The 12,456-nt window shown below is 61.7% G+C and carries 12 protein-coding genes; 4 read left to right on the top strand and 8 right to left on the bottom strand.

What is annotated here, in order from left to right; genetic code table 11:
* Window positions 1-94 precede the first annotated feature (94 nt).
* Entirely contained in the window at window positions 95-535 is a 441-nt protein-coding gene (locus RB216_RS00170; protein ID WP_028618615.1) for an anti-virulence regulator CigR family protein, read from the top strand.
* A gap of 24 nt (window positions 536-559) precedes the next feature.
* On the opposite strand, the gene RB216_RS00165 is transcribed toward RB216_RS00170, so the two are convergent.
* The 6 genes from RB216_RS00165 to RB216_RS00140 form a co-directional block, all read right to left on the bottom strand.
* On the bottom strand, window positions 560-1,867 hold the full coding sequence (locus RB216_RS00165; RefSeq protein WP_028618614.1) for an MFS transporter: 1,308 nt from the start codon (window positions 1,865-1,867) through the stop codon (window positions 560-562).
* A 141-nt stretch (window positions 1,868-2,008) separates the two neighbouring features.
* Window positions 2,009-3,157 (bottom strand): galactonate dehydratase, encoded by a 1,149-nt coding sequence (gene dgoD, locus RB216_RS00160; RefSeq protein WP_003170741.1) that lies wholly within the window; start codon window positions 3,155-3,157, stop codon window positions 2,009-2,011.
* A gap of 47 nt (window positions 3,158-3,204) precedes the next feature.
* A complete protein-coding gene (locus RB216_RS00155) occupies window positions 3,205-3,825 on the bottom strand; it encodes a 2-dehydro-3-deoxy-6-phosphogalactonate aldolase (RefSeq protein WP_028618613.1) in 621 nt (206 codons plus the stop codon).
* Window position 3,826: 1 nt separating this feature from the next.
* On the bottom strand, window positions 3,827-4,786 hold the full coding sequence (locus RB216_RS00150; protein ID WP_068937324.1) for a 2-dehydro-3-deoxygalactonokinase: 960 nt from the start codon (window positions 4,784-4,786) through the stop codon (window positions 3,827-3,829).
* A 96-nt stretch (window positions 4,787-4,882) separates the two neighbouring features.
* Window positions 4,883-5,212, bottom strand: a complete 330-nt coding sequence (locus RB216_RS00145) for a DOPA 4,5-dioxygenase family protein (protein WP_308908173.1) — start codon at window positions 5,210-5,212, stop codon at window positions 4,883-4,885.
* Window positions 5,213-5,243: 31 nt separating this feature from the next.
* Window positions 5,244-6,194, bottom strand: coding sequence for a choline sulfate utilization transcriptional regulator (locus RB216_RS00140; RefSeq protein WP_028618610.1), 951 nt, complete (start codon window positions 6,192-6,194; stop codon window positions 5,244-5,246).
* Window positions 6,195-6,297: 103 nt separating this feature from the next.
* Here RB216_RS00140 and betC point away from each other — a divergent pair, with 103 nt between their 5' ends.
* From betC to RB216_RS00125, 3 genes are all read left to right on the top strand, one after another.
* Window positions 6,298-7,812 carry a choline-sulfatase gene (gene betC, locus RB216_RS00135; protein WP_308908172.1) on the top strand — a complete coding sequence of 505 codons (1,515 nt, stop codon included), beginning with the start codon at window positions 6,298-6,300 and terminating at the stop codon, window positions 7,810-7,812.
* Window positions 7,813-7,827: 15 nt separating this feature from the next.
* Window positions 7,828-8,742 carry a choline ABC transporter substrate-binding protein gene (choX, locus tag RB216_RS00130; RefSeq protein WP_028618608.1) on the top strand — a complete coding sequence of 305 codons (915 nt, stop codon included), beginning with the start codon at window positions 7,828-7,830 and terminating at the stop codon, window positions 8,740-8,742.
* A gap of 133 nt (window positions 8,743-8,875) precedes the next feature.
* Window positions 8,876-10,444 (top strand): SulP family inorganic anion transporter, encoded by a 1,569-nt coding sequence (locus RB216_RS00125; RefSeq protein WP_028618607.1) that lies wholly within the window; start codon window positions 8,876-8,878, stop codon window positions 10,442-10,444.
* 119 nt (window positions 10,445-10,563) lie between these two features.
* On the opposite strand, the gene aroE is transcribed toward RB216_RS00125, so the two are convergent.
* Together aroE and hemF are read right to left on the bottom strand one after the other, a co-directional pair.
* Window positions 10,564-11,382, bottom strand: coding sequence for a shikimate dehydrogenase (aroE, locus tag RB216_RS00120; protein WP_308908171.1), 819 nt, complete (start codon window positions 11,380-11,382; stop codon window positions 10,564-10,566).
* Window positions 11,382-12,314 (bottom strand): oxygen-dependent coproporphyrinogen oxidase, encoded by a 933-nt coding sequence (gene hemF, locus RB216_RS00115; protein ID WP_028618605.1) that lies wholly within the window; start codon window positions 12,312-12,314, stop codon window positions 11,382-11,384. The genes aroE and hemF overlap by 1 nt, the downstream gene beginning before the upstream one ends.
* Window positions 12,315-12,456 lie beyond the last annotated feature (142 nt).

Genomic DNA, 12,456 nt, shown 5'->3' with positions numbered 1-12,456 from the left:
CAACCCGCTCGGGCACGGCCTAAACAGCAAGACCAAGGGATTTCGAACCTCGTTCGAAATCCCTTTTTTGCTTGTGTGCCCTGAGGAATACCCGATGAAAATGCCTAAATCCGTGATTGCAGGCCTTGGCGTGCTGGTGCTTGGCGCCAGCGCCCTGGTGCAGGCCGCGCCTTATGACCAAGGCGGCCCTGATCGTGGCGGCCCGCAGGGCCAGCACGAACAACGCGGCGACGACCATCGCGGCCCGCAGGACAACCGTCGCGGCGGCCCGCCCCAGGATTTCGGCCCGGTCCGCCAGATCATCCACGACAACCACGGCCAGTTCGCCCGTGGCGCACCGCCACCGCCGAATGTGCGCCTGGTGCGTGGCCAGCCGCTGCCCCGCGGCTACTACGGCGAACGCCTCGATAACCGCGCCCTGGCACGCCTGCCGGTGTATCCCGGTTATGAATGGCGCCGTTCGGGGCCGGATGTGGTGTTGATCGCCGTGGGTACGGGCATCGTCTACGAGATCCTCGACGGCGTCCTCAACTGAAACCCGGCTCCTACAGGGCAGTGGTTATTTGAGTTCGATGCGTTCGACTTTGCCTACGAGCAACACGTAGGACAGCGCCCCGAGCAACGCCAGCACCGCGATATAGGTAATCGCCGGTGCAAACGAATCGCCACTGGCGAGAAAACCAATCACGATCGGCGTGGCAATCGCCGACAGGTTGCCGATGAAGTTGAACACCCCACCGGTCAGCCCCAACAGGCGGGCCGGTGCCAGGGTCGACACCAGCGACCAGGTAATCGACGCCAACCCATTACCAAAGAACGCCACCGCCAGGAACGCAATCACCCACGCCGTCGAGTCCACGTAGTTGGCGCCGATGATCGCCGTGGAAATCAGCAGCCCGCCGATGATCGGCAACTTGCGGGCAAAGCCCACCGACGCGCCACGACGAATCAGCCAATCGGAAAAGATCCCGGAACACAGCACGCCGACAAACGCCGCGAGGAATGGTAATGACGCCAGCAGGCCGGACTTGATGAAGTCCATGCCGCGGTATTTCACCAGGTAGGTCGGGAACCATGTCAGGAAGAACCACAACGTGGAGTTGAGGCAGAACTGCCCCAGGTAAATGCCCCACAGCTTGCGCTTGCTCAACACGATGCCCAGGTCGACCCAACTGAACGGCGCCTTGGCAGCTTTTTCCTGCATATCAACCAAGCCGCCACCTTCACGGATCAGGTCGATTTCAGCGGCGTTGGCGCCTTTGAAGTCTTTCGGTTCGCGGTACACCGCGTACCAGATAACTGCCCACAGAATCCCCACGCCACCGGTCGCGACAAACACCATGTGCCAGCCAAATGCATGCTGCAGCCAGGCCAGTACCGGCGTCAGGAATGCCAACCCGACAAACTGCCCAGAGGTATAGACGCCAATCGCCGTGGCGCGCTCGCGCTCAGGGAACCAGGTGGTGACTACGCGGCTGTTGATCGGATAGGCCGGGGCCTCTAAAGCCCCTACCGCCATGCGCAACACAAACAGCGCGATAAAGCTGGCCGCGAAGCCGAGCATGACGGTGGCGATGGACCACAACAGCAGCGCCGCCGTGTAGAGAATACGCGGCGGCACGCGGTCCACCAGCCAACCGCCGGGAATCTGCATGGCGGCGTAGGTCCAGCCGAACGCAGAGAAAATCAGCCCGACGTGCACCGGGTCGATCCCCAGTTCACTGGTCAGGGCCGGGGCGGCGATGGACAGGTTGCTGCGGTCGAGGTAGTTGATCACCACGGTGATAAACAGCAGCACCATGATGAAGAAACGCTTTCTGGTAGGCGTGACTAAAGAAGCCTGCCCGGTGAAGGATTCAGGGTGCATGGGGGTTGCCTCTTCTTATGCTTATTGAGGTATGGACCAACTTGTAGGAGCCGGCTTGCCGGCGATGGCGGCGCGCCAGTCGACACCGGCAGTGGCTGATCCACCGCAATCGCCGAGCCGGCTCCTACAGATAAGCGGTGCTTACCACTCGGCGAAGCTGCCGTCGGCATGCCGCCAGATCGGATTACGCCAGCGGTGGCCGATGGCCGCGCGTTCGATCACGTATTCCTCATTGATCTCGATGCCCAGGCCCGGTCCGTTGGGGATCTTCACAAAGCCTTGGTCATAGTCGAACACGCCCGGATCGCGCACGTAATCGAGCAGGTCATTGCTCTCGTTGTAGTGAATGCCCAGGCTTTGTTCCTGGATAAACGCGTTGTAGCAGACCGCGTCCAGTTGCAGGCACGCCGCCAGGGCAATCGGGCCCAGCGGGCAGTGCAGGGCCAGGGCCACGTCGTAGGCTTCGGCCATGTTGGCGATCTTGCGGGTTTCGGTGATGCCACCGGCATGGGACGCATCCGGCTGGATGATGTCGACGTAGCCCTCGCTGAGCACACGCTTGAAATCCCAACGCGAGAACAGGCGCTCGCCCAGGGCAATCGGCGTGCTGGTCAGCGGGGCCAGCTCTTTTAGCGCTTCGTAGTTCTCGCTGAGCACCGGCTCTTCGATGAACATCAGTTTGTATGGGTCGAGTTCCTTCATCAGCACCTTGGCCATGGGCTTGTGCACGCGGCCATGGAAGTCGACGCCGATGCCGACGTTGGGGCCGACCGCATCACGCACGGCGGCGACGTTGGCCAGGGCCAGGTCGACCTTTTCGAAGCTGTCGACGAACTGCAGCTCTTCGGTGCCGTTCATTTTTACCGCCGTGAAGCCACGGGCCACGGCCTCTTTGGCGGCGCGGGCGGTGTCTGCGGGGCGGTCGCCGCCGATCCATGAGTACACGCGGATCTTGTCGCGCACCTGGCCACCGAGCAAGTCGCTGACGGAAACACCGAGGGCCTTGCCCTTGATGTCCCACAACGCCTGGTCGATGCCGGCGAGGGCGCTCATGTGCACGGCGCCGCCGCGATAAAAGCCGCCGCGATAGAGCACGGTCCAGATGTCTTCGATATTGCGTGGGTCTTTGCCGATCAGGTAGTCGGACAGTTCTTCAACGGCAGCCGCCACGGTGTGAGCGCGGCCTTCGACCACGGGCTCACCCCAGCCGGTCACGCCCTGGTCGGTCTCGACCTTGAGGAAGCACCAGCGCGGAGGGACGATAAAGGTCGTCAGTTTGGTTATTTTCATCTGTTATCTCTCTTATAGATGCGGCGCCTGTGGGCGCGAAACTTGATTCAGTTCAGGGCTTTCCAGGCGGCGACATAAGCCTGGGCGCGACTCGCTACCTGATCCACGGTCATACCCGGTTTGAACAACCCGGAACCCAGCCCGAAACCTTTGGCGCCGGCGTCGATGAACACCTGCATGTTGTCCGGGGTAATGCCACCCACCGGCAGCAGCAAGGTGCCGGCCGGCAATACCGCCAGCCACGCCTTGATCACCGAAGGGCCCATTTGCTCGGCGGGGAACAGCTTCAACACGTCAGCACCTTCGGCCAGTGCGGCGAAGGCTTCGGTGGGCGTGGCCACGCCCGGGGACAGAAACAGGCCCGCGGCTTTGGCGGCACGCAACACCTTGGCATCGCTGTGGGGCATAACGATCACCTGGCCACCAGCAGCCTTCACGTGCTCGACCTGCTCCGGCGTCAACACCGTGCCAGCACCGATCAGGCAATCGGCGGGCAAACTGTCGCGCAGGGTGCGGATACTGGTGTAGGGATCAGGCGAATTCAGCGGGACTTCGATCACCCGAAACCCTGCCTGGTACAGCACCTGGCCGACAGCCTGGGCTTCGTCTGGGCGAATGCCGCGCAGGATGGCGATCAAACCGTTTTGCGCGAGTGCTTGCTTGAGCATGTCAGGCCTCCAGTACAGGTTGAGTGAGCCCGGCCGCTAAGGCCAGTTGCCACAGGCCGCGCTCGGTGGCTTCCTGCGCCAGGCTGACGTGGGCAAAGCCGCAGAGGGCGAGGGCGCGTTGATAGCGGGCGCAAAGGGGCGCGGCGCCGACCAGGATGATCGGCTTGTGTTTGGCGCTGTCGGGCAGACCGGCGAGTTCATGGCCGATAAGCAAGCCGGACAGGTAATCGGGCTGTTGGTCAGGGGCGAGTTCGCCGGTGAGCCCCAGGGTGCGGGCACTGAACAAGGTGGACAGCACGCCGCGCTGGCCGTCTTCGGAAAGCGCCACGTGCACGCCTCGGTCGAAGGCTTCGACCTGGAATTGTTCGGACGGCAGCTGAGTACGTCCAAGGATGCTGTGTTTGCTCAACACCGCAAACAGCTCGCCGGTCATAAAGGTATCGAAATGCGTGATACAGCCCTCGACCACCTCGACCCACTTGGAATGGCTGCCCGGCAGGCCGATCAACACATCGGCACCCAGCCCATGCAGCACGCCCAGCACTTGGGTTTCTTCGCCACGCATCACATTGGGCAAGCCGACCTGCTCGATCACGCCCGGCACGATGTGCACGTCCACGCCGCGCAGGCTGTGCACCTGATGCAGCGCCTGGCCGAGGCTGGCGACATCGACCGGGGTATTGCGATAGGCCGCTTCGCTCCAGCCCTGGGCGCTGCCGACCATGCCACAGGCAATTACCGGTAGCCCGGGCTGGGCGTCGAGCCAATCCCCGCACGCCGCATCGAACGCCAACTCGAAACCGTTGCTGCAACGCACGCCGGCAATGTCCCGGGGTTCGCTGGGCAAATGCATGATGCCCCACCCCAGCGAGCGCTGTTCCAGCACCACGCCGGCGGGGCCGAGTTTATAAGCACGAAGGGAGCTGGTTCCCCAATCGAGCGCGATCAATTGCGCCTGCATCGCTTCACCTGAGTTCTGAGCGGATGCAGCGAATATAAACCTACGCGAACGGAAGTCTCAATATATAAATATCAATCCCATATTTAGGGATGAAATTTAAGAAAAGGCTGACAGGTTCAGCTCCCGTATCGCCCCCATCCAGACGGCATAATCAGTGTGGTCCTTCAGGTCATCACCGGTTTCGGGGTGCAAAAAAACCACCAGTCCATTGCGATGAATCACTAACCACGGCAACACGACACCGATGTACTCAGGATCGAACGCCAACTGGCAGCTCCAATCCGGGTGCGGGCCCACCGGTCGTTCGTGCACACGGCCCATGCGCAGTGGGAAGAGTTTGGCGGCGTCTTCGCACAAGGTGCGCGCCTGTTCGATGGTGCTCGCGTCGAAGTAGATATGGGCGTGGTAGCCCTTGATACGTTGCATGGCGGACTCCGGATCCAATATGCGCCAGATGCTAGACCGCAATGGACGGCAGGGCCAGCCCGGTCAGCGACTGTGCGCTGCTGGCTTGCTCCGCCACCAGCCAGTCAACGAAACGCTCGACCAATTGCCCCCGACGTTTGCGCTGGGGTTGCACCACGTAATAGCCAAAGCGCGAGATCACCGTGTCGCTGACCGGCCGGCACAACCAGCCCTGCTCCAGCAGGTTATCCACAAGGTGCCGCCAGCCGATGGCTACGCCCTGGCCGGCAATCGCCGCCTGAATGAGTAGGGTGTAGTTGTCGAAACGCAGTTGGCCAGGCGTTGGCGCGCTGGCGATGCCCAGTTCGCGAAACACACCGCTCCAGTCGAACCACTGGCTGTTGTTTTCCTGGCGCAGGTGCAGCAGCGGGAAATCGTGCAAATTTTGCACAGTCAATCGCGTGGCCTGGTCCTTGAGCCACTGCGGGCTGCACACAGGGAACACTTCCTCATTGAACAACCACAGGCTGTCGCCCTGCTTGAAACGGCCGTCACCAAACAACACTGCCACGTCGATATCGCTGCGCAAGGTGGCGTGGTTGCGCTCGCTGGTCACCAGGCTGACATCGACCTGCGGGTTGGCCTGGTGAAATCGATGCAGGCGCGGCATCAGCCAATAAGCGGCGAAGGCGAAGTCGGTGGCGACTTGCAGCACTTCATGCTGGTCCTGTTGGGTAATGAGGCTCAGCCCCTGATTGATGCCCTGCAACCCACCTTGCACATGCTCGAACAGCAGGGCGCCGGCGTCGGTCAGTTCGATCCCCCGGTAGATACGATCAAACAGGCGGATCGCCAACTGTTCTTCCAGGCGCTTGATCTGTTGGCTGATGGCCGGCTGGGTGGTGCCCAGTTCCATCGCAGCGGCGGTAAAGCTGCGATGACGTGCGGCGGCTTCGAAAGCACGCAGCAAATCGAGGGACAGGTCACCAAGGGCTTCATACATAAGCTGTGCTTATCCTAGACATTGCTTTTCATGGGCTTTACCCCACTTTTCATGGGCTGCATGCTCTTTCGCATAAACAACGCCTATGGAATGCCGATAGATCATGAAGCGCAAGAACATTCTTTTCATCATGGCCGATCAAATGGCCGCGCCGTTGCTTCCGTTCTACGGTTCTTCGCCTATCAAACTACCAAATTTGAGCCGCCTCGCCGCACAAGGCGTGGTGTTCGATGCCGCCTATTGCAACAGCCCGTTGTGCGCGCCGTCGCGTTTCACTCTGGTGAGTGGCCAGCTGCCGAGCAAGATCGGTGCCTACGACAACGCCGCCGATTTCCCCGCCGACGTGCCGACCTACGCCCACTACCTGCGCCGCCTCGGCTACCGCACCGCGCTGTCGGGCAAGATGCACTTCTGCGGTCCCGACCAGTTGCATGGCTACGAAGAACGCCTGACCAGCGACATCTACCCCGCTGACTATGGCTGGGCGGTGAACTGGGATGAGCCGGACGTGCGCCCCACTTGGTATCACAACATGTCGTCGGTGCTGCAAGCCGGGCCGTGCGTGCGTACCAACCAGCTGGATTTCGACGAAGAGGTGGTGTTCAAGGCCCAGCAATACCTGTTCGACCATATCCGCGAAGACGGCGACCAGCCGTTCTGCCTGACCGTGTCGATGACTCACCCCCACGATCCCTACACCATTCCCAAGCCGTTCTGGGACCTGTACGACGACGCTGATATCCCGTTGCCTGCAACACCCGCGCAAAGCGATCTCGACCCACATTCCCAGCGCCTGCTCAAGGTCTACGACCTGTGGGACAAGCCGCTGCCTGTGGATAAGATCCGTGATGCGCGCCGTGCCTATTTCGGCGCGTGCAGCTACATCGACAGCAATGTCGGCAAGCTGCTGCAGACCCTGGAAGACACCGGCCTGGCCGATGGCACCCTCATCATCTTCTCCGGCGACCACGGCGACATGCTCGGCGAACGTGGCCTCTGGTACAAAATGCACTGGTTTGAAATGGCCGCCCGCGTACCCCTGCTGATCAGTGCGCCAGGGCAATTCGCGGCGGGCCGCGTCAGCAAAGCCGTGTCCACCGCCGACCTGTTGCCGACCCTGGTGGAATTGGCCGGCGGCGAGCTGGACCCGCGCCTGCCGCTGGACGGCCGCTCGCTGGTCCCGCACTTGCGAGGGCAGGGCGGGCACGACGAAGTGTTCGGCGAATACATGGCCGAAGGCACCATCGGCCCGCTGATGATGATTCGCCGTGGCGCCTACAAATTCATCTACAGCGAAGACGACCCTTGTCTACTGTTCGATGTACACAACGACCCTCGGGAGCAGGAAGACCTCAGCCAGTCGCCGCAGCATCAGGCGCTGTTTGCAGCCTTCCTGGACGAGGCGCGGGCCAAATGGGACATCCCGGCGATCCACCAACAGGTGCTCGCCAGCCAACGCCGCCGCCGTCTGGTGTTTGAAGCACTGACCCAGGGCAAGCTGAAGAGCTGGGATCACCAGCCACTGGTGGACGCCAGTCAGCAATACATGCGCAACCATATCGACCTCGACGACCTGGAGCGCAAGGCACGTTATCCACAACCCTGCCAAAACCAATAACACTGAGGGAAGGCCATGCAAAAATTAACTGTGATGCTGGGGCTCCTGGCGCTGGGAAGCGCCAATGTTTACGCAGACGCCAGTTGTGAAACGGTAAAGATGGCCGATCCGGGCTGGAGCGATATTGCGGCCACCAATGCCATCACCGGTTTCCTCCTGACGGGCATGGGCTATAAACCCAAGGTCGACACCCTGGCGGTGCCGATTACGTTTGGCGGGCTCAAGGACGGCCAGGTGGATGTGTTTCTGGGCAACTGGATGCCGGCGCAGCAGGGCTTCTATGACAAGTTCGTGGCCAATGGCGACGTGGTGCAACTGGCGAAGAACCTCGACGGCACTGAGTTCACCCTCGCCGTGCCCGACTATGTGTGGGACGCCGGGGTGCATGACTTTGCCGACCTGAACAAATTTGCCGACAAGTTCGACAAGAAGATCTACGGCATCGGCTCCGGCGCGCCGGCGAATATTTCGTTGCAGGAGATCATCAAGAAAAACGACTTCGCGCTCGGCCAGTGGAAGTTGGTGGAGTCCAGCGAACAAGCGATGCTCGCCGAAGTGTCGCGCGCCGTTAAAAAACAGAAGTTCGTGACCTTCCTCGGCTGGACCCCGCACCCGATGAACGTGCAGTTGAAAATGCACTACCTCAAAGGCGGCGAGAAATATTTTGGTGACACCGGCAGCGTGTATACCTTGACCCGCAAGGGCTACGCACAGGCCTGCCCGAACGTAGGAAAACTGCTGACCAACCTGAGTTTTACCCAGGAGATGGAGAACAGCATCATGGCCGAGGTGGCCAACAACAAGGTCAGCAATGCCGAAGCGGCGAAGGCGTGGATCAAGGCCAACCCGGCGGTATTGGATAAGTGGCTGGATGGCGTGAAGACCGTAGATGGCAAGGATGCGCTGGCGGCCGTAAAAGCCAAACTCTGAATGCAACATCACCCCCTGTAGGAGCCGGCTCTCCGGCGAAGCACTCGAAAACGCCGCGTTTTTTCAGACAACCCGCGTTATCGTTAGCCACCTTCGCTGGCAAGCCAGCTCCTACAGTATTTCGAGCAGCCCGATGCCCCGGCCCAACCGCCATACACTTTTCCCCTTCCTCGCCTGGCTCCCGCGCCAGACCCGCGCCAGCGTTGGCCGGGATGCGATGGTAGGCCTCAGTGGCGCGGTACTCGCCTTGCCACAGTCAATTGCCTACGCGCTGATCGCCGGTCTCCCACCCGAATACGGCCTATACGCCGCGATCATCCCAGTGCTGATCGCCTGCCTCTGGGGTTCGTCCTGGCACCTGATCTGCGGCCCCACGGCGGCGATTTCCATTGTGCTCTACGCCAGCGTCAGCCCGCTGGCCGTGCCGGGCTCACAGGACTACATCACCCTGATCCTGTTGCTCACCTTCCTCGCCGGGGTTTTCCAGTGGCTACTGGGCATGCTGCGTTTTGGCGCGCTGGTGAATTTTGTCTCCCATTCGGTGGTGCTCGGTTTCACCCTGGGTGCCGCCGTGGTGATTGCGCTGGGGCAACTGCCCAATCTGCTGGGGCTGGATTTGCCGAGCCAAGCCACGGCGATCAATAGCCTGCTGGCACTGATCCACCATAGCGGCGAATGGGATCATGCCTCACTCACTCTCGGGCTCGGTACCTTGCTGGTTGGCGCACTGCTCAAGTACCTCGTACCGCGCTGGCCGACCCTGTTGATCGCCCTGGCGCTGGGCAGCCTGGTGGCGTGGCTGTGGCCGGCGATGTTCGGGCATGTGGCGCTGGTCAGTTCGTTCATCGGTAAACTGCCGCCGTTCAGCCCGTTGCCCATGGACTTGGACGTGATCCTGCGCCTGCTGCCGAGCGCCGTGGCGGTGGGCATGCTGGGGTTGGTGACCAGCCTGTCGATTGCCCGCTCGCTGTCGGCGCGTTCGCAGCAATTGCTCGACGCCAACCAGGAAGTGCGTGCACAGGGCTTATCCAACATCGTTGGCGGATTTTTCTCCGGGTATTTGTCAGCCGGTTCGTTCACACGCTCTGGTCTCAGCTACGAGGCGGGTGCCTGTTCGCCGTTGGCGGGCGTGTTTTCCGCGTTATGGGTGGCACTGTTTGCGCTGTTTGGCGCGGCATTGATCGCCCATATTCCGATCCCGAGCATGGCAGCGAGCATCTTGCTGATCAGTTGGGGGCTGGTGGACCGTCGCGGTATTCGCGCTTTATTCCGCGTCAGTCGTGCCGAATTCGTGGTGATGAGCCTGACCTGCGTCGCCACCTTGCTGCTGGAGCTGCAAACAGCGATTTACGCCGGGGTGCTGGCGTCGCTGTTTTTCTACCTCAAGCGCACGTCGCAGCCACGGGTTCAGCAATGGCGCGATGGTGATGAGGATGTGCTGCGAGTGGGCGGTTCGATCTTTTTCGGCGCCAGCCACTACCTGCAAGTGCGCCTGCAAAGCCTGCAGGGCGAACGGGTGGTGATCGAGGCGCAGCAGATCAACTTTATCGACTATTCGGGGGTGGAGATGCTGCACCAGGAGGCGCGGCGCTTGCGCGGGTTGGGGCGCAGCTTGACGTTGCGTCGGGCGCGGGCACAGGTCGTTGAAGAACTTAAGAAGCTGGAGGGGGCCGACAAGTGCCCCCTCCATTTCGAAGACTGAACCCACCCCTGTAGGAGCCCGGCTTGCCGGCGATAGCGCCCGCGAGGTCAGCACACGTCTTGAGGGCCAATCGCCGGCAAGCCGGCTCCTACAATGACCGTGCCCGTGCCAGATCGATGTCAGGCCAACTGGCGGCGCAGCTCGGCCAACACCGGCGCTGACTCCGGGCGCACACCGCGCCACAGGAAGAACGCTTCCGCCGCCTGTTCCACCAACATGCCCAGGCCATCCATCGCCACGGCTGCGCCTTGTTCGCTGGCCCAGCGGCAGAACGCGGTCGGCTCCTTGGCGTACATCATGTCGTAGCAAAACGTCTTGCCTGGTTCGATCAGGCTGCCGGCAATCGGCGGTACATCGCCTGACAGGCTGGCGGAAGTGGCGTTGATGATCACGTCCACCGGCTCACGCAGCCAGTCGAAACCACTGGCGGACACCGGGCCAAGATCATCGAACAACTCGGCGAGTAGTTCCGCCTTTTCCACGGTTCGGTTGGCGATGATCAGCGAAGCGGGCTGTCCGGCCAGCAACGGTTCCAATGCGCCGCGCACCGCGCCTCCGGCGCCCAACAACAGGATGCGTTTGCCTTGCAGGCTCAACCCGGCGTTGACCGTGAGGTCGCGCACCAGGCCGGCGCCGTCGGTGTTGTCACCCAATAGGCTGCCGTCGGCCAGCTTGCTCAGGGTGTTCACCGCGCCCGCGCGTTGGGCGCGTTCGGTCAAGGTATTGGCCAAACGGTATGCCTCTTCCTTGAACGGCACGGTGACGTTCGCACCACGGCCTTGTTGAAAAAACTCACGGGCACAGCCGGTGAAATCCTCCAAGGGCGCCAGCAAGGTGCTGTAGTCCAGTTGCTCGCCGGTCTGCTCGGCGAACATGCGATGGATCAGCGGCGACTTGCTGTGGCCGATGGGGTTGCCGAACACGACATAGCGGTCCATCAGACAGCCGCCTTGGGCGCGGCCAGGCCCAGCCAGTCACGGTCTTGCAGGAAGTAGTCGGTGAGACGCGCTTCTTCGCTGCCGGCCTCGGCTTTCCAGTCGTAGCTCCAGCGCACTTGCGGCGGCAACGACATCAGGATCGACTCGGTGCGCCCGCCCGATTGCAGGCCGAACAGGGTGCCACGGTCGTAGACCAGGTTGAATTCAACGTAGCGGCCGCGACGGAATTCCTGGAATTTGCGCTGCTGCTCGGTGTAGGCGGTGGCCTTGCGGCGCTGCACGATCGGCAAGTAGGCGTCGATGTAGGCGTCACCGATGGCGCGGATGAAGGCGAAGCAGGTGTCAAAGTCCCATTCGTTCAGATCATCGAAGAACAGGCCGCCGATGCCGCGCGGTTCGTTGCGGTGCTTGATGTGGAAGTAGCTGTCGCACCAGGCTTTGTAGCGCGAATACACGTCTGGACCGAACGGTGCACAGGCCTGCTCGGCCACGCGGTGCCAGTGGATGCAGTCTTCGTCGTTGCCATAGTAAGGCGTGAGGTCGAAACCACCGCCGAACCACCACACCGGCTCTTCGCCTTCTTTTTCAGCGATGAAAAAGCGCACGTTGGCGTGGGAAGTCGGTACGTGTGGGTTGTGCGGGTGGATCACCAGCGACACCCCCAAGGCTTCAAAGCCACGGCCGGCCAGCTCAGGCCGATGCGCGCTGGCGGACGGTGGCAGACCGCTGCCAAACACGTGGGAAAAGTTGACGCCGCCTTTTTCGATCACCGAACCGTTTTCGATCACGCGGGTGCGACCGCCGCCGCCCGCAGGCCGGGTCCACGCGTCTTCGATAAAGCGAGTGTCCGTCTCAAAGGTTTCCAGGGCGCTGCAAATGCGGTCTTGCAGGTCAAGCAGGTAGGCCTTTACAGCCTCGGTGCGGGTAGTCATGGCATCACCTTGAATCGGGCAAAGCTACGCGAGGCCATTGGGCGTCGGCGGCAAATGGGCGCACAGGATACCACTGCACCCGGTTGCGCCGCAGTTGACGAAGATCAAGCTTAGGAGTGGGATAGGGGGCTATGCGAATTCG

This window comes from Pseudomonas canadensis (genome assembly GCF_030980095.1).
Classification (GTDB): Bacteria; Pseudomonadota; Gammaproteobacteria; order Pseudomonadales; family Pseudomonadaceae; genus Aquipseudomonas; species Aquipseudomonas canadensis.
The sequence above is the reverse complement of the archived record's forward strand: the minus strand, read 5'-3'. Positions and strand labels throughout refer to the sequence as shown.

Coding starts and splice junctions, on each gene's coding strand:
- RB216_RS00145 (WP_308908173.1), bottom strand. CDS start 5,212: ATGCAACGTATCAAGGGCTACCACGCCCATATCTACTTCGACGCGAGC.
- RB216_RS00170 (WP_028618615.1), top strand. CDS start 95: ATGAAAATGCCTAAATCCGTGATTGCAGGCCTTGGCGTGCTGGTGCTT.
- aroE (WP_308908171.1), bottom strand. CDS start 11,382: ATGGACCGCTATGTCGTGTTCGGCAACCCCATCGGCCACAGCAAGTCG.
- RB216_RS00140 (WP_028618610.1), bottom strand. CDS start 6,194: ATGTATGAAGCCCTTGGTGACCTGTCCCTCGATTTGCTGCGTGCTTTC.
- hemF (WP_028618605.1), bottom strand. CDS start 12,314: ATGACTACCCGCACCGAGGCTGTAAAGGCCTACCTGCTTGACCTGCAA.
- RB216_RS00155 (WP_028618613.1), bottom strand. CDS start 3,825: ATGCTCAAGCAAGCACTCGCGCAAAACGGTTTGATCGCCATCCTGCGC.
- betC (WP_308908172.1), top strand. CDS start 6,298: ATGAAGCGCAAGAACATTCTTTTCATCATGGCCGATCAAATGGCCGCG.
- RB216_RS00150 (WP_068937324.1), bottom strand. CDS start 4,786: ATGCAGGCGCAATTGATCGCGCTCGATTGGGGAACCAGCTCCCTTCGT.
- dgoD (WP_003170741.1), bottom strand. CDS start 3,157: ATGAAAATAACCAAACTGACGACCTTTATCGTCCCTCCGCGCTGGTGC.
- choX (WP_028618608.1), top strand. CDS start 7,828: ATGCAAAAATTAACTGTGATGCTGGGGCTCCTGGCGCTGGGAAGCGCC.
- RB216_RS00125 (WP_028618607.1), top strand. CDS start 8,876: ATGCCCCGGCCCAACCGCCATACACTTTTCCCCTTCCTCGCCTGGCTC.
- RB216_RS00165 (WP_028618614.1), bottom strand. CDS start 1,867: ATGCACCCTGAATCCTTCACCGGGCAGGCTTCTTTAGTCACGCCTACC.